This window comes from Tardiphaga sp. GW822-FHT04G09 (genome assembly GCF_058800725.1).
The window spans coordinates 22,560-43,493 of sequence record NZ_JBXAMO010000027.1 but is presented as its reverse complement, the minus strand read 5'-3'; the positions used below and the strand labels follow the sequence as shown (position 1 = coordinate 43,493).

At 62.0% G+C, this 20,934-nt stretch carries 20 protein-coding genes; 8 read left to right on the top strand and 12 right to left on the bottom strand.

Annotation, left to right across the window (positions count from 1 at the left end; all coding sequences use genetic code 11):
- Positions 1-2: 2 nt before the first annotated feature.
- The 6 genes from boxA to AC1RLZ_RS28360 all read right to left on the bottom strand — a co-directional run bounded on the left by boxA (position 3) and on the right by AC1RLZ_RS28360 (position 7,518).
- Positions 3-1,196, bottom strand: a complete 1,194-nt coding sequence (gene boxA, locus AC1RLZ_RS28385; protein ID WP_493191366.1) for a benzoyl-CoA 2,3-epoxidase subunit BoxA — start codon at positions 1,194-1,196, stop codon at positions 3-5.
- Between the two features lie 77 nt (positions 1,197-1,273).
- Positions 1,274-2,719 (bottom strand): benzoyl-CoA 2,3-epoxidase subunit BoxB, encoded by a 1,446-nt coding sequence (boxB, locus tag AC1RLZ_RS28380; protein WP_493191365.1) that lies wholly within the window; start codon positions 2,717-2,719, stop codon positions 1,274-1,276.
- A gap of 104 nt (positions 2,720-2,823) precedes the next feature.
- Positions 2,824-4,512: a 2,3-epoxybenzoyl-CoA dihydrolase gene (gene boxC, locus AC1RLZ_RS28375; RefSeq protein ID WP_493191364.1), complete on the bottom strand. Its 1,689-nt coding sequence runs from the start codon at positions 4,510-4,512 to the stop codon at positions 2,824-2,826.
- Positions 4,513-4,623: 111 nt separating this feature from the next.
- Positions 4,624-5,115 carry a DUF309 domain-containing protein gene (locus AC1RLZ_RS28370; protein WP_493191363.1) on the bottom strand — a complete coding sequence of 164 codons (492 nt, stop codon included), beginning with the start codon at positions 5,113-5,115 and terminating at the stop codon, positions 4,624-4,626.
- Positions 5,116-5,127: 12 nt separating this feature from the next.
- Positions 5,128-5,946, bottom strand: a complete 819-nt coding sequence (locus AC1RLZ_RS28365) for an alpha/beta fold hydrolase (RefSeq protein ID WP_493191362.1) — start codon at positions 5,944-5,946, stop codon at positions 5,128-5,130.
- A gap of 21 nt (positions 5,947-5,967) precedes the next feature.
- Positions 5,968-7,518 carry a benzoate-CoA ligase family protein gene (locus tag AC1RLZ_RS28360; protein ID WP_493191361.1) on the bottom strand — a complete coding sequence of 517 codons (1,551 nt, stop codon included), beginning with the start codon at positions 7,516-7,518 and terminating at the stop codon, positions 5,968-5,970.
- Between the two features lie 157 nt (positions 7,519-7,675).
- On the opposite strand from AC1RLZ_RS28360, the gene AC1RLZ_RS28355 reads away from it, so the two are divergent.
- Positions 7,676-8,587 (top strand): helix-turn-helix transcriptional regulator, encoded by a 912-nt coding sequence (locus tag AC1RLZ_RS28355; protein WP_493191360.1) that lies wholly within the window; start codon positions 7,676-7,678, stop codon positions 8,585-8,587.
- The gene (locus AC1RLZ_RS28350; protein WP_493191359.1) at positions 8,584-9,057 is read left to right on the top strand and encodes a hypothetical protein; all 474 of its coding nucleotides are present in this window, start codon (positions 8,584-8,586) and stop codon (positions 9,055-9,057) included. The genes AC1RLZ_RS28355 and AC1RLZ_RS28350 overlap by 4 nt, the downstream gene beginning before the upstream one ends.
- 4 nt (positions 9,058-9,061) lie before the next feature.
- On the opposite strand, the gene AC1RLZ_RS28345 is transcribed toward AC1RLZ_RS28350, so the two are convergent.
- The 6 genes from AC1RLZ_RS28345 to AC1RLZ_RS28320 form a co-directional block, all read right to left on the bottom strand.
- Positions 9,062-9,772, bottom strand: coding sequence for an ABC transporter ATP-binding protein (locus AC1RLZ_RS28345; RefSeq protein WP_493191358.1), 711 nt, complete (start codon positions 9,770-9,772; stop codon positions 9,062-9,064).
- Positions 9,769-10,527: an ABC transporter ATP-binding protein gene (locus AC1RLZ_RS28340; RefSeq protein ID WP_493191357.1), complete on the bottom strand. Its 759-nt coding sequence runs from the start codon at positions 10,525-10,527 to the stop codon at positions 9,769-9,771. The genes AC1RLZ_RS28345 and AC1RLZ_RS28340 overlap by 4 nt, the downstream gene beginning before the upstream one ends.
- Positions 10,520-11,524 carry a branched-chain amino acid ABC transporter permease gene (locus AC1RLZ_RS28335; RefSeq protein ID WP_493191356.1) on the bottom strand — a complete coding sequence of 335 codons (1,005 nt, stop codon included), beginning with the start codon at positions 11,522-11,524 and terminating at the stop codon, positions 10,520-10,522. The genes AC1RLZ_RS28340 and AC1RLZ_RS28335 overlap by 8 nt, the downstream gene beginning before the upstream one ends.
- Before the next feature lies 1 nt (position 11,525).
- The gene (locus tag AC1RLZ_RS28330; protein ID WP_493191355.1) at positions 11,526-12,398 is read right to left on the bottom strand and encodes a branched-chain amino acid ABC transporter permease; all 873 of its coding nucleotides are present in this window, start codon (positions 12,396-12,398) and stop codon (positions 11,526-11,528) included.
- Positions 12,399-12,554: 156 nt separating this feature from the next.
- Complete coding sequence (locus tag AC1RLZ_RS28325) at positions 12,555-13,763, bottom strand: ABC transporter substrate-binding protein (RefSeq protein WP_493191354.1); 1,209 nt, start codon at positions 13,761-13,763, stop codon at positions 12,555-12,557.
- 223 nt (positions 13,764-13,986) lie between these two features.
- Complete coding sequence (locus tag AC1RLZ_RS28320; protein WP_493191353.1) at positions 13,987-15,207, bottom strand: LysR family transcriptional regulator; 1,221 nt, start codon at positions 15,205-15,207, stop codon at positions 13,987-13,989.
- A 165-nt stretch (positions 15,208-15,372) separates the two neighbouring features.
- Here AC1RLZ_RS28320 and AC1RLZ_RS28315 point away from each other — a divergent pair, with 165 nt between their 5' ends.
- The 6 genes from AC1RLZ_RS28315 (at position 15,373) to ertC (ending at position 20,931) form a co-directional block, all read left to right on the top strand.
- Positions 15,373-16,206: a transporter substrate-binding domain-containing protein gene (locus tag AC1RLZ_RS28315; protein WP_371422345.1), complete on the top strand. Its 834-nt coding sequence runs from the start codon at positions 15,373-15,375 to the stop codon at positions 16,204-16,206.
- Positions 16,203-16,964, top strand: a complete 762-nt coding sequence (locus tag AC1RLZ_RS28310) for an amino acid ABC transporter ATP-binding protein (protein ID WP_493191352.1) — start codon at positions 16,203-16,205, stop codon at positions 16,962-16,964. Before AC1RLZ_RS28315 ends, AC1RLZ_RS28310 begins: the two co-directional genes overlap by 4 nt.
- A gap of 3 nt (positions 16,965-16,967) precedes the next feature.
- Positions 16,968-17,669, top strand: coding sequence for an amino acid ABC transporter permease (locus AC1RLZ_RS28305; RefSeq protein WP_493191351.1), 702 nt, complete (start codon positions 16,968-16,970; stop codon positions 17,667-17,669).
- Positions 17,669-18,328 (top strand): amino acid ABC transporter permease, encoded by a 660-nt coding sequence (locus AC1RLZ_RS28300; protein ID WP_493191350.1) that lies wholly within the window; start codon positions 17,669-17,671, stop codon positions 18,326-18,328. Before AC1RLZ_RS28305 ends, AC1RLZ_RS28300 begins: the two co-directional genes overlap by 1 nt.
- A 70-nt stretch (positions 18,329-18,398) precedes the next feature.
- Positions 18,399-19,778 carry a hydantoin-5-propionate amidohydrolase gene (ertD, locus tag AC1RLZ_RS28295; protein ID WP_493191349.1) on the top strand — a complete coding sequence of 460 codons (1,380 nt, stop codon included), beginning with the start codon at positions 18,399-18,401 and terminating at the stop codon, positions 19,776-19,778.
- A 64-nt stretch (positions 19,779-19,842) separates the two neighbouring features.
- Positions 19,843-20,931, top strand: a complete 1,089-nt coding sequence (gene ertC / locus AC1RLZ_RS28290; RefSeq protein ID WP_493191348.1) for a thiohydantoin desulfurase — start codon at positions 19,843-19,845, stop codon at positions 20,929-20,931.
- The last annotated feature ends 3 nt before the right edge of the window (positions 20,932-20,934 follow it).

Genomic DNA, 20,934 nt, shown 5'->3' with positions numbered 1-20,934 from the left:
GATCAGTAAGTCTCGACGTGATATCTTCCGCCGCCACGCATCGTCACTTTCAGATCCGACCAGTCCATCGACGCCGCACGGCAAATATCGGCGAAGGCCTCTTCAACGCCGCTTTCCATTCCTTTCAACCCACAGATATAGACGTGGGTCTGCGCGTCGCGTAGCAGCGAGGTGATTGCAGCAGCTTCGCTGCGGATACGATCCTGCACATAGATCCGCGGCTCGCCCGGCACGCGCGAATAGCAGAAGTGCTTGCCCAGCAACTCCTCCGGAACCTTTTGCAGCGGGCCGAAGTAGGGCAGCTCCTCGGGGCGGCGGGCACCGAAGAAGAGAAGCAATCGCCCGGGCGCGCCGGGCATCGCGCGCCGGCGGCGCTCCGTGAAGCCGCGGAATGGCGCAGAGCCTGTGCCGGTACAGACCATCAGAACATTCGCCGACGGATCGTTCGGCAGCAGGAAGGTGGCGCCGAACGGCCCGGTGACTTCGACCTTTGCGCCACGCGGCAGATCGCACAGGTAATTCGAGCACAGCCCACCGGGCTCACGTTTCACGGTCAGCGCGAGATTGTTGGCATTCGGCTTCTCGCCATCGCGCGAACTAGCGATCGAATAGAGTCGCACCTGATGCGGCTTGCCGTCCGCGCCCGAGCCCGGCACGACAATGCCGATGCTCTGACCTTCGAGGATAGGAAACGGCTGCTCGCCGAAATCCAGGATGATATGGCGCACGTCCGAGTCGGCCGTCGCGTGGGTAAGCCGGAAATTACCAGTCACCGTAGCCAGCGCAGGCTTGCCGCGGTTGTAAAGGTTGACCGACGCCTTGCTCGATGAGGGCGGCGCCACCGGCTTGCCGCCCATCCCCTTGCGCGCTTCTTCGAGCAACGCACCGATTTCATCTTCCAGCGCCTCGATGGCGCCCGCGCCGACGCTATTATCCGCGAGTTCCTCCTGCGCCGGCAGGTCGCTCCAGGAGAACTGCTCCTCGAGCGAATACGGCGCCGCGACCACGCGCCAGTTATCGATCGCGCCGGTCGGACACGGTGAAATGCAGTCCATGCAGTAGTTGCAGATATCCGCGTTGACGACATAGTTATTGTCGTCATGCGTCACCGCATCGACCGGGCAGCTCTCCTCACAGGTGTTACACCTGATGCAGATTTCCGGATCGATCAAATGCTGTTTGAAAGGAGCGTTCATGGCAAATCCCGCGCGTGCCATCGAGGACTGACAGCGGCGGAAGGAAGCTGGAAGTCCCTCCGCCGTGTGCGCTCGTTTCAGGCCGCAATCTTCACATATTCGAAATCGCCGGGCTTGTTGTCGATCCCGACCTTGGGTGCCGAGATCCAGCTGGCGAACTTGCCCGGCTCACTCACCGGCGTCATCAGCGATGCGATGAAATCACCATCTTCACCGGATGGCAGATAGTCGTTCCTGGCTTTCGCCCAGGCGGCATCGCTCATGATAATCCCCTTCGGCGAGGCGTTCACATCGCGGAACTCACCGATCTGGCGATGAAACGCGGTGTGAGGCAGATCGAAGCGGAAATTGACGCCGGCCTTCTCGATGATCTTGTTCCAGCGCTCAACGCCCTTGGCGCAATCCGCGGTGTAATCGTCGCGCAGACGCATGTTGAGCGCGGTCAGCGCCGGTTCGTCGACCAGCTTGATTTCGCCATCGACGAATTTCAGGACCTGATAGATGTCATTGGTGAGCTGGTGATCGTCCTCGATCTTGGTCTCCTGGAAGCGGCCCTTCAGACCGGAATTGTAGAAATTCGCGGCATTGGTCGAAACTTCCGAACCGAACAGGTCGAGCGACAGCGAATAATGCAGGTTGATCTTCTTCTGCATGGTCGGCAGATCGATCACGCCGAGCGCACGGATTTTCTCGATCGCGTTGGGATCCTCGATCCCCGCCGCCTTCATCGCTTCGCAGGTTCGCTGCAACACGCGGCCGACGCCGGTCTCGCCGACGAACATATGATGCGCCTCCTCCGTCAGCATGAAGCGGCAGGTGCGCGACAGCGGGTCGAAGCCGGATTGCGCCAGACTCTCCAACTGCATCTTGCCGTCGCGGTCGGTGAAGAAGGTAAACATGAAGAAGGACAGCCAGTCTGGCGTGGCTTCATTGAATGCACCGAGCATGCGCGGCGCATCGGCATCTCCCGAGCGGCGACGGAGAAGATCGTCGGCCTCCTCGCGGCCGTCGCGGCCGAAATATTTCTGCAGCAGATAGACCATCGCCCAGAGATGCCGGCCCTCTTCCACGTTGACCTGGAACAGGTTGCGCAAGTCGTAGAGCGACGGCGCGGTCTGGCCGAGATGGCGCTGCTGTTCGACCGACGCCGGCTCCGTGTCGCCCTGGATCACCACGAGACGGCGGAGCATCGCGCGATATTCGCCGGGGACTTCCTGCCAGGCGGGTTCGCCCATGTGTCGTCCGAAATTCACCTTGCGCTCGGTGTCCTGCGGCGCCAGCAGCACGCCCCAACGATATTCAGGCATCTTCACATAGTCGAACTTGGCCCAGCCTTTGGGATCGACGGATATCGCGGTGCGCAAATAGACGAGGGATTCCTGAAAACCTTCAGGCCCCATGTCGTTCCACCAATCGAGATAGCCGGGATGCCATCCCTCCAGCGCCTTGAGCACCTGGCGATCCTCGGCCAGATTCACGTTGTTCGGAATCTTGGTGCTGTAGTCGACATTCATAATGTTCATGACTGCGATCTCCCGCTGTATTTCTGATCGTTCGAATTGGGCAAGCAACCGACTTGCATTTATCCAAAGAGTGACACATGGCGCGCTGGTCCAGCTGCGGAGGCTTACACGCGCGTCATGTCGAACTCTGCCTTCTGGCCGGTGCCGTAACGTCCAAGCGCGCCGTTTTCGCCAACCGCATTGGGCCGCTGGAAGATCCAGTTCTGCCAGGCTGTGAGCCGCGAGAAGATTTTCGATTCCATCGTCTCAGGCCCGACAAAGCGCAGATTGGCTTCCATGCCTGTGAGGCTGTCGGGTGAGAAGCTGCAGCGTTCTTCGAAGAACACACGCACCTCGTCATCCCAGTCGATGTCATCGAGCGCGAAGGTGACGAGCCCGAGCTGCTCGGCGGTTTCCGCATCGAGCGGCTCGCCGATCCGCGCTTCCGCGCGGGTGACATCCTCCGGATCGGCCTGGAAACGCGACTGCAGCCGCGTCAGCCCGTGGCTCATCGGATAAGGCCCGAAATTCATCGCGCTCAGCACGATGGCGGGCGGCGCGCGGTTGTCACCCTGCTTCTGGCCGACCAGCATGTAGGAGCGGTCCGCGGCGAAGACGAGTTCGGCCAGCGTGCCGACAAAGCACGAGCCTGGCTCGACCAACGTCACCAGCGTGCGCGAGGTCACATCGATGCGCTTCAGCACCCGCTTCCAATATTGTCGGATCTCGTTGACCAGCCAATGCGCCTTGTGCGCTTCGAGAAAGGCGTCGTGGGTCAGCACATTGGCGCCGTCGCCATGCGATTTGAACACCAGCATGGCGGTCTCGAGTTCATTGATCCGCAGATGCAGGATCGCATCGTCCAGCTCGCGCGCTACCTGCAGCGGCCAGAAACTGTCGCCCTGCGCGATCATTCCATTGATATCTGACGGTGCCGGGCCTTCGGGAGCCTTGATCGAGATCGTGGCAATCCGCTCGGCGCGATTGATATCGACATTGACCAGACCATAGCGGATACCGCCATCGTCAAAGCGGCGTTTCAGCGGCGCCAGCTTGAGGCCTTCGCCGGTCCCGTTGCGCTTCGATGTCGTCAGGAATTCCTTGGCCCGCTCCGCGACCTTGGCTTCAAGCTTGCTGTTGGCAACGATGTCATCGATCAGCCGCCACGCCACTGCGCGCTTGCCCTTGATGCCTTCCTCGATGGTGCAGAAGTAATCTGCGTGATCGCGGCGCACCTTGCGCTTGTCGACCACGCGCGTCAGGCCGCCGGTGCCCGGCAGCACCGCCAGCAGCGGCACTTCCGGCAGCGCCACCGCCGCCGAGCCATCGTCCGCCATGATGATGTGATCGGTTGCCAGCGCCAGTTCGTAGCCACCGCCCGCAGCGGTACCGTTGATCACCGAAATGAAATGCTGGCCGGAGTTTTCGCTGGAGTCTTCGAAGCCATTGCGGGTTTCGTTGGTGAATTTGCAGAAGTTGACCTTGTGGGCGTGGGTCGCGCCGGCCAGCATGCGGATATTGGCGCCGGCGCAGAACACGCGGTTCTTGCCGGAGCGCAGCAGCACCACCTTGACCTCGGGATATTCGAAGCGAAGCCGCTGCACGGCATCAGCCAGTTCGATGTCGACGCCGAGATCGTAGGAATTCAGTTTGAGCTGATAGCCCTCGAACAGACCGCCATTCTCATCGACATCCATGGTGAGCGTCGCGACGGCCTTATCGACACTGAGCTTCCAGTGGCGGTAGCGCGACGGATCGGTCTGGAAGTCGATAAATTTGGCGCCGTTCGAGAGAACGCGTTGCTCTGCGGCCATGCTCCACCCTTTGACAGTCTTGATTGATGCGCTGAGCGCCTTGATTATATGCACAATAATTCATGATATCGAGGGCGTCCAGAGGAATCCGATGGAATCATGCACTTTTTTTCATGTTCCGGTGATCTTGATCGGACCCCGCCCGGCCTCGCCGATCGCCAGTCGATGCGCGAGCGCAGACGCCAGCGCCGCGGCCGGAAAACTCTCAGAAAAGCTCCCGGCGATACCCTTCGGGCGCCTGGCGAGTTCATCGAGTTCGGACAGTGCGTCCTGCAGCAATCGACGTGCCGCGTGCGGCCGCTGCAGGCTGAGTTTCAAATTGGCATTGGCAACCTGAATACAGGCGCGTAGCAGAATCCGGTCGCGCCCTCTTTGCGGCGCGACCTTCCAGACGGCCTCGAGAATTTCGTGAGCTTCCCAGAAGAAGCCGGCATCGTTCAGTGCGAGGCCATACCGCAACGCCGGATCATCTGCCGGGACGAAGCCGACATAACGTTCCCGCACCAATGCCTTGGCCTGCGCGAGCGTGTCGTGATCAGCCTCTGTGTCTTTGTCGAGCCGATAGGGCCAACGCGGCATCGCCAAGGGTGCAACGGTGACCACGATGCTGCCTGCTCAGGCGGCGCGCAGTTCACCCTCGCCGTGAAAACGCAACAGACGATTGGCGAACTCCGCCACGGCATCCAGCGTCACTTCGGGGGCTTCGCGATGCGGTGAATGCGCAGCGCCCGGAACGATGGTCACGTCCACCGGGCAATAGCATTCCGTCTCGGCGATCTCGATCTGTCTCATGGTGCCGTAGTGATCGTCCGCGCCCTGCACGATCTGTACGGGCACGCGCACATAAGCGAGATAGTCGGAAATATCCCAGTCGCGGAACTTGGGATCGAGCCAGGCGCCGTTCCAGCCATAGAACGCATTGTCGACGTCATCATGCCAGCGCGCGAGCTTGGCTTTCAGGTCGCCCTGTTCGTAGGCCGTCTTGATCTCGGCGATCGACGTGACGGAAATATCCTCGACGACGAAATGCGGCGCGATCATCGAGACGCCGCGAATGCGATGGTCCTGAATGCCGCCGGCATAGATCGCCGCGATGGATCCGCCATCGGAATGACCGACCAGCAAGCCGCGGCGAAAGCCGATGGCATCGAGCAGCTGCGGCAGTACCTCAAGTGCTTCGACATGCATGTAGTCCAGCGGACGCGGCAACGCGACCGGCGTCGACGCGCCATATCCGGCGCGCGAATAGACGAAGACGCCAGCCCCGGTCGCTGCCTGAAGCTTGTCCGGGAAGTCGCCCCACAGCGCGACCGAGCCCAGCCCTTCATGCAGCAGCACGATGGTCGGCGCCGCGTCCGGGTGCGGACCGATCATGCGGTATTCAAGTTCGGACGCACCGATGGTCAACCGTCCCGCAGATTGCAATGCGCTCATCTTGTCATCTATCTCTCGGTTTCAGACCGCAGTTCCATCGCGCAATTTGTAGCGCTGGATTTTTCCGGTGGCTGTTTTGGGAAGGGAATCGACAACCTCGATCCAGCGTGGATATTTCCACGGACCGATCCGTTGCTTGACGTGATCCTTCAAGGATTCGCGCAGGCCCTCGACCACGGCATTCGGCTTCAGCACCACGAAGGCCTTCGGCTTCAAAAGTCCCTCGGCGTCGGCCTCCGGCACGACTGCCGCTTCGGATACGGCGGGATGCGCGATCAGCGCGCTCTCGACTTCGAACGGGGACACCCAGATGCCGGATACCTTGAACATGTCATCGGCACGTCCGCAGAACGTATAGCGGCCGTCGGCGTCGCGCACATATTTGTCGCCGGTGCGCGTCCAATGACCTTCAAAGGTGCGACGACTCTTGCTGCGCTGATTCCAGTATCCCTCGCCGGCAGACGGCGCATCGACGAGCAACTCGCCGATTTCTCCATCGGCGATGTCGAGGCCAGCATCATCGACGAGCCGCACACGATAGCCTGGCACCGGCCGGCCGGACGTGCCGTATTTGATATCGCCGGGAGCGTTCGACAGAAAGATATGGAGCAGTTCGGTTGAGCCGACGCCATCGAGAATATCGACGCCGAAGCGGCTCTTCCAGCCGTTCCCCACCGCCTCCGGCAGTGCCTCGCCGGCCGAGGTGCAAATGCGCAGGCGCGGGAGGCGAACTTCCGTTTTGAACGCCTCATCGTTCAGCATCGCCGCGAACAATGTCGGCACCCCGAAAAAGATGCTCGGCTGATATCGGCGCATCAGGCCGAACATGGTGGCCGGCGTAGGTCGCTCCGGATTGAGCACCGTCGTGGCGCCAACCGACATGGGAAATGTCATGGCGTTGCCGAGGCCGTAGGCGAAGAACAATTTGGCCGCAGACAGTCCGACATCGTCCTCGCGGATGCCGAGAACCTGCTTGCCATAGGTGGTCGCCGTTGCTTCCAGACTGGCGTGCAGATGGCGAACGCCTTTCGGCATGCCCGTGGATCCGGACGAGTACAACCAGAAGGCAGGCTCGTCCGCATGGGTCGCGACCGTGGTGAAGCTTGTGCTCTCATTTCTGACTTCATCGGCCAGACTCTTGCGGCCATTGCCAGCGCCACCGACCACAATCACATGCTCAAGATCCGGCAGACGACCAAGCATGTCGTCGACTGCCGGCAAAAGCGCCGCGGAAATGAACAACACGCGTGCCCGGCAATCGGCCAGCACATAGGCATATTGCTCCGAAGTCAGCAGGGTATTGAGCGGCACCGGGACGATGCCGGCCCGGATCGCGCCGAGGAACACCACCGGAAAGTCGACGGTGTCGAGCATGATCATCGCGACGCGTTCTTCGCGCCGGACGCCGAGCCGCTTCAGCAGATTGGCCAGTTGGCAGCTTTTGGTCTGCAGGTCGCCATAGGTCAGTTCGGTCACGGTATCGGTGAAGGCAAGCTTGCTGCCGCGGCCCTCATCGATGTTGCGGTCGAGAAGCCAGGTCACCGCATTGTAAGAATTGGACGGCCCACTCATGATGCGTTTGCACCTTGGGCGATTCCACAACCGTTGTTCACGGTGCTCTCCCTATCGTCTTTTTGAATTATAATTCATATAAAGTCACCAACTCCGGTTGCTGTCAATCGTATCCGGAATTATCTTTCCTGAAATCCTCTACGAGCACGCACGCCACATGACCGACCAGGCCGATCCCGAAACCGCCTTTCTTGAACAGCTCGGCCAGCGCGTCCGCACCATGCGCGGCCTGCGCGGCATGTCGCGAAAGGTGCTGGCGAAAGTGTCCGGGATTTCGGAGCGCTACATCGCGCAGCTGGAAAGCGGCAAGGGCAACGTGTCTATCGTGCTGCTGCGCCGGGTGTCCGGCGCCATGGGTGCCCATCTCGAAGATCTGATTCCGGCGGACGAACCGACCACGGAGTGGCCGGTCATCCGCGATCTCGTTCGCAACGCAACACCGAGCCAGATCGCCCAGGCCAAGGATGTTCTCGCCGGACGCGGGCACAGTCCGATCCAGAATTATACGTCATTCAACGGCATCGCCCTGATCGGGCTGCGCGGCGCCGGAAAATCGACCCTTGGGAAATTGCTGGCGGACAAGATCGGCTGGAACTTCGTCGAACTCAACAAGGAGATCGAGCAGCACAACGGACTATCGGTCGCCGAGATTATCGCGCTCTATGGACAGGAAGGCTTTCGCCGCATGGAACAGGCCGCGCTGAACGGCTTGCTGGCACGCAAGGAGCCCATCGTCCTTGCCACCGGCGGCGGCATTGTCTCGGAACCCGTGACCTTCGATCGCGTATTGTCATCGTTCTACACAATCTGGCTCAAGGCCAAGCCCGAAGAACATATGGCGCGCGTCCGTCGCCAGGGTGACTTGCGCCCGATGGCGGATGACCGCTCTGCCATGCAGGAATTGCGCACGATCCTGCTGAGCCGCGAACCGCTCTATGCCCGCGCATCCGCCATTGTCGATACTGCCGGCCTCAGCAAGGACAAGGCTGCCGCGCAACTGGTCGGCGCGGTGTCGCGCGTGTTGAACACCAATGCCCAGGCCTTCGGGCTGAGAAGCGCGGCGTCGTGACACTCGGCGAGCTTCTGCGAGCACGCGGCTTCGATCCCGTCGGTGCGATGGCGATCCGCAATACCCTGCACCCCGAGGATATCTCAAACGATTTCCGCGATCTCGCCGATGTCATCAGCGCCAACGCGCTGCCGATGTATGACCGGATGCAGGACGGCCCACGCATCGTACATCAGGCAACCGTGCTCTCCTTTGCCGCAACCGATGGCGGGCAGGCACGCCTGACCAGCCTGCGAACCTTCCTGCTGCGCAAACCGGGAAGCGTTCCCGGCGATATCGTCTATGACTACGATGCCGCGCACCTGCTGCACAGCTTCATCGCGCGCGCAACGACGCCCTGTTTTTACGACGCCATTGAACGGGAAGAGCTCAACGATCTGTTCGGCCGTCTGGTGGTGCAATGGCCGCAGCCACTTTCCGACAATATTCTTGCGGCCAATGACGATGCCTTGACCGTCGTCGTGGCCTGATCAGTCAAACGCCGAGATGGCGCTCCAGCACGTCCGGTTGCGCAGCCAATGCCGCCGGCGTTCCGTCGAACACCACGCAGCCCTTCGACAGGATCACCATCCGGTCGGCAATTTTCGCCAGACTCCGGAAATCCTTGTCGACGACGATGGTCGCGATACCCTCGCCCCGAACGATCGCCAATGTTTTCCAGATCGACTGCGCCACCAGCGGCGCCAGACCTTCGGTGGCTTCGTCGATCATGATCATGTCGGGATTGGTCATCAGCGCACGACCGATGGTCAACATCTGCTGCTCGCCCCCCGACAACTGATGCCCGCCATTGTTGCGGCGTTCATGCAGACGCGGAAACAGCTCGAAGATTTTCGGCAGGGTCCAGGACTGACGGCCGTGATTGCCAGGTCGCGCGGCCATTACCAGATTTTCGGTGACCGACAGCGAGCCGAAAATGCCTCGGCCCTCCGGCACCAGTGCCATGCCGCATCGCGCGATCGTTTCGGGCGCTGCATTGCGGATATCACGGCCGTGGAAGCGCAAACTGCCGCGACAAAGCGGCATCAATCCCATCAGCGAACGCAGCAGCGTGGTCTTGCCCATGCCGTTGCGGCCGATCAGCGCCACCTGCTCGCCCGGCGTGAAGGTCAGATCGATGCCGTGCAGAATCTGGCTGGCGCCGTAAAACGCATCGAGCTGTTCCACCTCCAGCAAGGCCGTCATGCGATGCCTCCATCAGCACCGAGATAGGCGGCGCGCACGCCGGGATCCACGCGCACGTCCTGCGGCAAACCTGTGGCGATGACACGGCCGTCCTGCATCACCGTCAATCGGTCTGCCAGCTCGAACACCGCGTCCATATCGTGCTCCACCACCAGTAGCGCACGATCGGCCTTCAGCGACGCAATCAATCCGATGATGCCCCGCGCTTCCGATGGCCCCATGCCGGCCAATGGCTCGTCGAGCAAAATGACCTGCGGATTGGTCGCCAGCACCATCGCGATTTCGAGCTGACGCTGTTCGCCGTGACTCAATTTGTCGGCCATGATCTGCGACCGTGCGGATAACCCGACCCGGTCGATCGCATCGGTGACCAACTGGAGATATGGCCGGTCGCTGCGCGCGCCGCCAAACATCCGGAGCGGCGCCGTTGAACGGGCCTGCGCCGCAAGGCGCACATTCTCATGCACGCTGAATTGCGCAAACAACGTCGTCTTCTGATAGGCGCGGCCGAGACCGGCGCGCGCGCGGCGGTCCGGCGACAAGGAGGTGATATCCGCGCCATTCAGCAGGACTTCCCCCGAGGTTGGCAGAAGTTCGCCGGCCAGCAGATTAATCAGCGTGGACTTTCCGGCACCGTTGGGGCCGATCACCGCATGGATCTCGCCGGTGCGAATGTCGATCGACACATCGGAGACGGCCAGCAGGCCTCCGAAGCGCTTCTGCAATCCAGCGGCACGCAGCGCAATATCATGCATGACGGGCTTCCGTAGCTGCAGGCTTGATCTCGGCCGCGCGTTGCGGCGACGCCCCGAACACCATCGACCAGATTTGCCGAACACCATTGGGCAGCAGGATAACGATGCCGATGATGATCAAGCCTTCGACAAGCTTCCAGTTGTCGAGATGCGCCTTCAGCACTTCTTCCATGCCGATCAGAACCAGCGCACCGACCAGCGGCCCGGTAACCGAGCGCAGGCCGCCGATCAGCACCATGACCAGAATTGTCGCCGACTGGTGCCATCCGAGCATCTGCGGTGCGACGAAGCCGAACTGGGCTGCGGCCAGATAACCGGCAATGCCGGCCAGCGCGCCGGACAGGGTGAACGCCGTCAGGCGGAGGCGGAAGATCGGAAAGCCGAGCGACCGTGCCCGGCGCTCATTGTCCCTGGCTGCCGCCAGCGCCCGCCCGAACGGTGAGCGGACCACCATTGTGAGCAGAGCGATCACGCCCACCAGGAAACCCAGCACGACAAAGTAGAAAGTCACGGGCTTGTCGAGATCGAGCAATTGGCGGCCGGCAATGGCGATCTCGGGCCGGATATTGATGGAGATACCATCCGACCCGCCCGCGAATTTGGTATCGTGGAAGAAGAAGAACAGCATCTCGCCAAAGGCGAGCGTCACCATGATGAAATAGACGCCGCGGGTACGCAGCACCAGCGCACCGATCAGCAGGGCCGCCGCGCCGGAGCACAGGATCGCAATCGGAAGCGTCGTTAGCAGCGACGCCGCATCATAACGCGGCGACAACAGCGCCAGCACGTATCCGGCGAGCCCAAAAAAGGCGGCGTGGCAGAGGCTCACCAAACCGCCATGGCCGACCACGAGATTCAGTGACATGGCCAGCATGCCCATGATGAGCGCCTTGGCAAAGAACTGCGTGTAGTAGGTCGATACACAGAACGGCAGCGCAATCGCCATGGCCAGACAGGCGATGCCGAACAATCGGACCCGCAGATTGGGCATGCTCATATCAAGCATCCTGGCGTCCGAGAATTCCACTGGGCCGCCACAGCAACACGGCTGCCATCACCACATAGATCAGAATGCTGGACACGCTGGGAAAGAACACCTTTCCGAACGTATCCGTAAGACCAATCAGCAGTGCGCCGACCGCTGCGCCAGCGACCGAACCGATGCCGCCGAGCACGACCACGACAAAGGACAGGATCAGCATGCCATCCCCCATGCCGGGGAACACTGTCGAGATCGGTGCGATCAGGATGCCGCCGAGCGCCGCCAGCGCGATGCCGGCGGCGAAGACGTAGCGGTTGACCCGGTCGAACTTGATGCCGAGTACGCGCGCCATCTCGCGATTTTCCGAACCTGCCCGCACGATCATGCCGATTTTGGTGCGCGTGATCACGAAGAAGATGACGAGTGCCGCCATCAGGCAGAACACACAGATCGCCAGCCGGTAAACCGGATAGGACAGGTTATCGGTCAGCTGGATCGATCCCGACAACCATGCGGGCGGAGCCACCGCATGCACGTCCTTGCCGAACAGCAACTGCCTGATTTCGTCGATGACGAGAATGAGGCCAAAGCTGAGCAACACCTGCGCTAAGTGATCCCGGCCATAGAGAAGACGAACGAAGACGGTCTCGAGCAGAATGCCGATGATAAAGGCAACCAGCACACCGCCAAGCAGGGCGATGGCAAAACTACCGGTCATCAACGTGATCCAGTAAGCCAGATAGGCGCCGAGCATATAGAACGCACCATGGGCCAGATTGATGACCCCCAGGATGCCGAACACCAGCGTCAGGCCGCTCGCGACAAGGAACAGGACCGCGCCGTACTGAACGGCATTCAGCAACTGAACGCCTAGTGTGATGAGGTCCATCAGATCAATCCAACCACGGCAGGCTACCTTCAGTCGCCGGCACAATCAGGCATGAGGCCATACTCGGCTGCGCAGCGCGCGCCTCCTTCACGGAAGGCGTCACGCGCAACAGGCATCGACGATTCGATCTCGATCGACAGACCGCGCAACGGTGCTTCAGGTCAGCTTGCAGCCCCGCGCCGGATCATCGACAGCGGCCTGGGCGACCGAGATCATCTCGTTCCGCCCGTTGCGGACCTCGCGCAAATAGATGTTCTGGATCGGGTTATGCGCCTTGTTGAAGGACAGCGGCCCGCGCGGGCTGTCGATCTTCGCAGCTCCCATCGCCGCAATCATCTTGTCGCGCGCAGTGAAGTCGCCGCCGACGGCGGTCAGCCCGATATCCAGCAGCGCCGCGCCATCGTAACCCTGTACGGCATAGATATCGCCGTCCTTGCCCGTCTTGGCCTTGAAGGCTTTAAGGAAGGCGAGATTGGCGGGATTGTCGAGATTGTCTGCGTAATGCAGCGTCGTCCTGATGCCTTTGGCGGCTTCGCCCTGCGCTTCGATGGTACCGTCGGTCAGAAAGCCCGCACCATAAAGCGGAATGGTCTTGTTCAGGCCAGCCGCCGCATAGTCCTTGACGAACTTCACTGCGCCACCGCCGGCAAAGAAGCTGAACACGGCATCGGGCTTCAACTGGGCGATCTGCGTGATCAGCGCCTGAAATTCCACCTCCGGAAATGGCACCGTCAGGTCCGCGACGATCTTGCCGCCGTTCTTGGTGAAGTTTTCAGCGAAGGCACCGATCATCTCGGCACCGGCCGTATAACGCCATGTGATCGTGACCACGTTCTTGATACCGGCATCGGCCATCACCTTGCCCATCGGGTAGGTGCTCTGCCAGTTCGAGAACGACGTGCGGAAGATGTTCGGCGCGCAGGCCGGACCGGTCGCGTCATTGGCGCCGGCATTCGGAATGATCAGCAGCGTCTTGGTGTCGCGCGCGACCTTGACCATGGCCATGGCCACGCCGGAATGAACGGTGCCAACAACGACGTCAGCCTTCTCGCGGCCGACCAGCCGGTTCATGTTGTCGGTGGCTGCTTCCGGCTTCGATTCATCGTCCACCTGCACGAACGCAATGTCGCGCCCGCCGAGCTTGCCGCCCTTCTGTTCGACATAGAGGCGGAAGCCGTCATCGATGAACTGGCCAAGCTTCGCATAGGTCCCGGTGTAGGGAAGCATCATCCCCACTTTCAACGGCGCGTTCTGCGCGATGGCCGGGCTATGAAGCGGCGACGTCGCAATGAATGTTGCGGCGCCGGCCGTCCCGGACAGCACGGCGCGCCGCGTCAGCGGACGCAGAAACCCCTTGGTGGTCATCGACTCGTCTCCCCTCGAAATAATTGATGACCGGTTGACCCGGCCTAACAATGCAGACGGACGCCGGGTGGAGCCACTGCCTCACCCGCGCTCGCTCCCGTGCAGCATAATGCACGAAATTGAAAAAGATCAAGAATTATAATTCATATTCAGGGACGACAGGCAGCTCGCGATCGTCGATCCCGTCAGGAATGACGGAAAGCCTGGAAGGTCGGCGACCCCGTCAGTCGCTGTTGACCATCATGGAAGCCGCCGGCGTTGCCGGCGCATAGCTACGCAAGGCCGCAAGAATGGCGCGGGCTCCGCGCCGCGCGCCTTCGGTCTGCGTCCAGACCAGCGAAAGGATCAGTTCCAGCGCAGGGTCGACCGGCAAAGCCACGAGACGTTCGTCGAACGACACCAGTGCGCTTTCCGGCAGGACTGACACAAAGCCGAAGTCCAGCATCAGATTGGCGATGATCGGAATCGAGTCGATCTCCGTGACGGCCAACGCGTCCACCTCTGCCTGAGTGAGCAATTGAGCCAGCAATTTATGCGCGGCCTGGCCGAGCCCTGTGCGGCGGCTCGGCAGCGCAAGCGGCTGCTGCCGAAGCACACTCACAATGTCGGGACGATCACCGAGCAGACCGCGTGCGCCGACAATCACGAGCTTCGAGCGCACCAGGGCACGCGACGACACATCGGCGGGGATCGTATCGCTGTCGATCAATGCCACATCGCAGCGCTTGTCCTTCAGGCCGGTGAGCAGATCCTCTGCCGTACCATTGGTGACAAACAGTGGCTGCGTCGGCCGATCCCGCTGCCAGGCTGCGACCAGAAAGGCCAGCAGCCGCGCGACATTGCTTTCGTGACCGAGCGGCATCACCGCCCCGAGCCTGATCGTGGCATTGGTCGAACGGAAACGTTCGCGCGCGCGCCGCGACAGTCGCTGCATGGTTTTTTCAAGTTCGGCCAGCGACGTGATCAGCAACTGGCATACCGGCGTCGGCGTGACACCGATACGGGAGCGATGAAACAACACGCTGCCGAGTTCATCTTCGACGCGTGAAATCTGTCGCGCGAGTTGCGGCTGACCGAGACGGATGATGCGTGCGGCACGACGAACGCTACCGGTTTCCGCAACCAGTGCGACACGCTGCAGGGCCGTGAGACTGACATCACGCTCGGCGCAGAAAACTCGTGCTGCATCGCCTGCCCGGTCGGGCGCGATCATCCCCATCGCAATATTCGCCGCGGCTTCGATCTCATCCAGCATGCGCCGCGCCTCGAGCGTGAGAAAGCTCGCTGCACCCACGCGATTCAGCAGCGGCGCCGCGATGGAGCGTTCGAACCGTTTCACAGCTGCCGAGAGCGTACTGGGTGCGCGGCCAAGTTGACGCGCGGCTTCGCGCACATTGCCGCAGCGAAGCACCGCCGCTGTCATCACCAGGGTTGCGATGTCCATTCCATTATTGTCCGGGTCAGGAGGCGATTTTTCTGCGCTGCAGCGAGAGCGTATAGGATGTACATGAAATGGGATATCCCCCCATTGCACAATTGCGCTAGCCTTCATGACAGGGATCGCGGAGCCAGACGCCGAGCTGGTTTGGCCGCACCAATGGAGGTGTTGATGAAAGCAATGATCGTTGCCGCCGGGCTCCTGGCTTTGGCCAGCCCCGCATTCGCCCAAACCCAGGAACCGCTGAAGTCGGCAATCGACTCGACCTTCGCGCCTCACGCCATGCCCAAACTGTCGGGCGGCCTTGAAGGCTTCAACATCGACGTCGTCGACGAAATATCGAAGCGCATCAAGCGCCCGATCACGGTGGAAGGCGCGCAATTCGCCGGCCTCATTCCGGCCCTGCAGGCCGGCACCTACGACTTCCTCGCCGCCGTTGTCACTGTGACGCCCGAACGCGCGCAGCAGTTGCTGTTCATGGAAGGCTTCGTCGATGCCGACTATCGCTTCATGACGCTGGCTTCAGCCCCTCCCATCACCAAGCTCGAAGATCTCGCCGGCAAGACCATCGCCGTGCAGAAGGGCGCGATCTACGAGAAATGGGTCAACGACAACGCCGCCAAATATGGCTGGAAGTCGGAATCCTTCGCCACCAGCACCGACGCGGCGCAAGCCGTGCTCGCCGGCCGTGCCGATGCCAACATCTCGGCCGCCACTGTTGTCGCCTGGATCGTGAAGAACAATCCGCGGCTGAAGAATGCCTTTCTCTACAAGACGGGCCTCGTCTGGAGCATGCCGCTGCGCAACGGAAATACGGAACTGCGCAACAAGCTCGAAGACGCGCTGGTCTGCATGAAGCAGGACGGCACGCTGAAGAAGCTCTACGTGAAATGGTTCGGTGTCGAGCCGGAGGCCGGTTCGGCGACCACCACCATCTATCCCGGCTATGGCGCACCGGGCGTTGCCGGTTACGACCCGACCGAGCAGAAGCCAACCTGCTCATGAGTTCGACGGCAGCAACGCCTGCATCCCGCTATCTGCTGGAAGCGCGCGGCGTCCGGAAGAGCTTCGGCCCAACCGAAGTTCTGAAGGGCGTCGACCTCCTGGTTGAGCCAGGCAAACTGGTGTTCCTGATCGGGCCGTCCGGCTCGGGCAAGAGCACACTCCTGCGCTGCTGCAACCGCCTCGAGGAGCCGGATTCCGGCTCCATCATCATGGATGATGTGGACCTGCTGTCGCCGCGCACCGATATCAACGCCGCGCGGCGGCAGATCGGCATGGTGTTCCAGAGCTTCAATCTCTATCCGCACCTCACCGTGCAGAAAAACATCACCCTCGCTTTGCGCAAGGTCGTCGGCATGAGCACGGCCGACGCCAACGCCCGTGCCGCGGAGATGCTTGCGCTGGTGGGTCTGCCCGACAAGGCCGCGTCCTATCCCGCGCAACTCTCCGGCGGCCAGCAGCAACGCATTGGCATTGCGCGTTCGCTCGCGCTCGATCCCAAGATCATCCTGATGGACGAGCCGACCTCGGCGCTGGACCCGGAACTCGTCGGCAGCGTGCTCGCCGTCGTCAAGGACCTGCGCGACCGTGGCATCACCATGGTGATCGCCAGCCACGAGATGAATTTCGCGCGCGAGGCAGCCGACAAGGTGGTGTTTCTCGATGGCGGTCTCGTCATCGAGCAAGGCAGCGCCGAAGACATCTTCCTGCGTCCGCAGGAGGACCGCACCAGACGTTTTCTCGCGCAGATCAGGCACTAGGCCATGACCGCCACCGACGCGATGAGCAACTGGGATCGTTTCGTCTTCACGTTCTTCAACGCGGATATCGCGACGAAGTACGGCTGGGAGATCCTGCAGGGCGCCAGCGTGACGATTCTCGCGGGCCTCGCCGTCGTGATGACCGGCATCGTGGTCGGCTTCGGCCTCGCTGCGCTGCGCGCCATCGGCTGGAAGAGCCTCAATTTCCTGATCATCGTCTTCGTCGATATCTTCCGCTCACTGCCACCGCTGGCGATCATCCTCGTCCTGTTCTTCGGCTTTCCGGCGATCGGTATCGTGCTGCCGAGCCTGATCGTGCTGTGGCTGTCGCTCGGCGCGGTGCTTGCCGCCTTTGCCGAGGAGATCTTCTGGGCCGGCATCACCTCCGTTCCCAAAGGACAATGGCTGGCCGCCCGCTCTACCGGGCTCACTTTCGCGCAGACACTACGCTATGTGATCCTGCCGCAGGCGGTTCGCCTCGGCATTCCGCCGCTGACCAACCGCGCCATCTCCATCACCAAGAACCTCGCGCTCGGCAGCGCCATCGGCGTCAACGAGATTCTGGGCCGCGCCAATTCCGCGCTGTCGATGTCCGCCAACGCGACGCCGCTAACCATGGGCGCCCTGCTCTATGTGCTGGTATTCATCCCGCTGGTGATCGCCTCGCGCATGCTCGAACGCAACTATCGGTGGGGCGAGCACTGATGGAACAGTTCACGCACGAATTCCTCAATCTCGACGTGATGGCCAAGGTTGCGCCCTACCTGTTCCAGGGATTGCTGCAAACACTGCTGCTGTGCTCGTTCCTGATCCCGATCGGTCTCGTCGGCGGCCTGCTCGTGATGCTGCTGACGACAAGCCCGTATCGCGTGCTGCGCTGGCCGGCGATCGTCGCGGTCGATTTCTTTCGCGCCTTCCCGCCGCTTGTGCTGCTGGTGTTTGTCTATGCCGGCCTGCCCTTCATCGGACTGCGCGTGCCGGCGCTGCTGGCGGTCGCCGTCGCGTTCCTGATCAATTCGGCGAGCTATTACGGCGAGATCTATCGCGCCGGCATGGTCAGCGTGCCCAAGGGACAGCGCGAGGCCGCGCGCTCCACGGGCTTGAGCGCCACGCAGGCACTGCTCTACGTGACGCTGCCGCAGGCTGTGCGCAACGTGCTGCCGGACCTGCTGTCCAATACGGTCGAACTCATCAAACTCACGACCCTCGCCAGTGTCATCTCGGTGCCTGAGCTGCTGCATTCCGCCAATCTGGCACGCTCGCTCACCTACAATTCATCGCCGCTGATCCTCGCGGCCATCATCTATCTCATCTTGCTGCTGCCGGTGGTGCGCCTGATCGCACGGCTGGAGCACAAGCTCTAGGGAATGCGGCCCGACAGGGCCGTCACGACCAACGAGGCCGGGCAAACCGGCCGCAAGCGTGGAGTTGCACATGGATTTCGATCTGGTTCTGACCGGCAAGGTGATCGGTCACGACAGCATTCGCGACAACGGCTGGGTCGCTGTGCGCGATGGACGCGTAGCCGCCACCGGTGAAGGTTCGCCACCAGCCGCGCAGGAGCGACAGGATTTCAAGTCCGGCATGATCCTGCCTGGCGCCATCGACGCGCAGGTCCATTCGCTGTCGCAGCGCAACCAGGAAGACTTCGTCTGGTCGACGCGCTCCGCCGCAGCCGGCGGCGTGACCACCATCGTCGACATGCCATATGACGAAGGCGATCTCGTTTGCTCCGCTGCCGCGGTCGAGCGCAAGATCGCCCATGCCAGCCAGCAGGCGCGCGTTGACTTCGCACTCTACGGCACCATCGACCCCGAGGAGGGTCCGGCGCGCATCGTCGAACAGGCCAAGGCCGGGGTTGCTGCCTTCAAGTTTTCGACCTTCGGTACCGACTCCAAACGCTTCCCACGCATCCCGGCGCCGTTGCTCGCCGATTGCTTTGCCGCAATCGCACCGACCGGCCTCGCGGCCGGTGTTCACAACGAGGACGACGAGTTCATCCGCGATGCCATCGCCAAGGTGAAGGCCAAGGGCATCACCAACTGGCGGGCACACGCCATGTCGCGGCCGCCGCTCGCGGAAATTCTGGCGATGCTGCAGATCTATGAGACCGGCGCCGAGACCGGTTGTCCCGCCCACGTGGTGCATTGCTCTGTCGCACGCGGTTACGACATCGCCGCGTGGTACCGCTCGGAAGGTCATCACGCCACTGTCGAGTGCTGTATCCACTATCTCGTCCTCGACGAGGAAAATGACGTCTCCCGACTCGGCGGCAAGGCCAAGATCAATCCGCCGGTGCGCCCGCGCGCCGATGTGGAAGCGCTGTGGGCGGAGCTTGCAGCGGGACGGGTCTCACTGGTCTCCACCGATCACGTCAGCTGGTCGGAAGATCGCAAGGTCAATCCCGACATGCTCGCCAACGCCTCCGGCGTCCCCGGCTTAGAGGCCATGGTGCCGTTGCTGGTGAAGAGCCTCGTCGAACGCAAGCTGTCGCTGACCCATGCCGCGAAGCTGATGTCGTTCAATCCGGCGCGGCACTTCCGCATCGACGATCGCAAGGGCGCGCTGGCCCCCGGCCTCGACGCCGACATCACCGTGCTGGTGGACAAGCCCATCGTCTATGACGGCGCCGCAAGCGGCAACAATGTCGTCGGCTGGTCGCCCTATAACGGCATCACGCTGCCATGGACTGTCGCAGCAACCTATGTGCGCGGCCAGCTCGCTTTCGATGGCAGCAAGGTTCTCGCCGAGCCCGGCAGCGGACAATTCGTGCGCCCGCCGCTGGTTCTCTCCGAGCGACTGCCGGTGGCCTGACGCTCGCCGTTCCGATCACCGAACACGTATCGAACACAAGAACATCTGCCGAGGAGACATTCCGATGGGACGTATTCTGACCGAACGCGATATTGAAGCCGCCGTGCGCGGCGGCGGTGTCTACGCTGCCGGCGGCGGCGGCTGGGCGGATCACGGGCGCATGCTCGGCCGCGCCGCGATTCTCGTCGGCAAGCCCGAACTCGTGTCGATCGACGAACTCGACGATAACGACTGGGTGGCCACAGCCGCCGCGATCGGCGCGCCGGCGTCGACCACCGCCTGGGAGATGCAAGGCAAGGATTACGTCCGCGCGGTACAATTGCTGCAGGACGCGCTGGGTGAAGCGCTGAAAGGTCTCATCATCGGCCAGAACGGCAAGTCCTCCACCATGAATGCCTGGCTGCCTTCGGCTTTGCTCGGCACCAAGGTGGTGGATGCCGTGGGCGATATGCGCGCGCATCCGACTGGCGACATGGGATCGATCGGTCTCGCCGGCTCGCCCGAGCCGATGATCCAGACCGCAGCCGGCGGCAACCGCGCCGAGAACCGCTATATCGAACTCACCGTGCGCGGCGCCACCGCCAAGGTGTCGCCGATCCTGCGTACCGCCGGCGACATGTCCGGCGGCTTCATTGCCTCCTGCCGCAATCCGGTGCGCGCGTCCTATGTGCGCGACAACGCCGCGCTCGGTGGAATCTCGCTGGCACTCCGTCTGGGTGAAGCCATTCTCGCGGCCGAGCCGAAAGGCCCCTCTGCCGTGATCGACGCGATCTGCAAGGACACCGGCGGCACCATCCTCGGCAGCGGCAGGATCACCGCGAAGAACGTCGTCTATACGCCGGAAGCCTTCGACATCGGCACGCTGACCATCGGCGAAGGCGACAAGGCCATCACACTGCATGTGATGAACGAATATATGGCCATCGTCGATGCCTCGGGTAAACGTCTCGCGACCTTCCCGGACATCATCGCCACACTGTCCGACGAGGCTGAACCGATGAGCGTCGGCCATCTCAAGGTCGGCATGAACGTGCATCTGTTCCACGTGCCGAAGACGATCATTCCGCTTGCCTCCAGCGTCAAGGACCCGGCGGTCTATCCCTCCGTCGAGCGCGCCATGGGCATCGACATCGCACGCTACGCGCTGGCGTGAGAC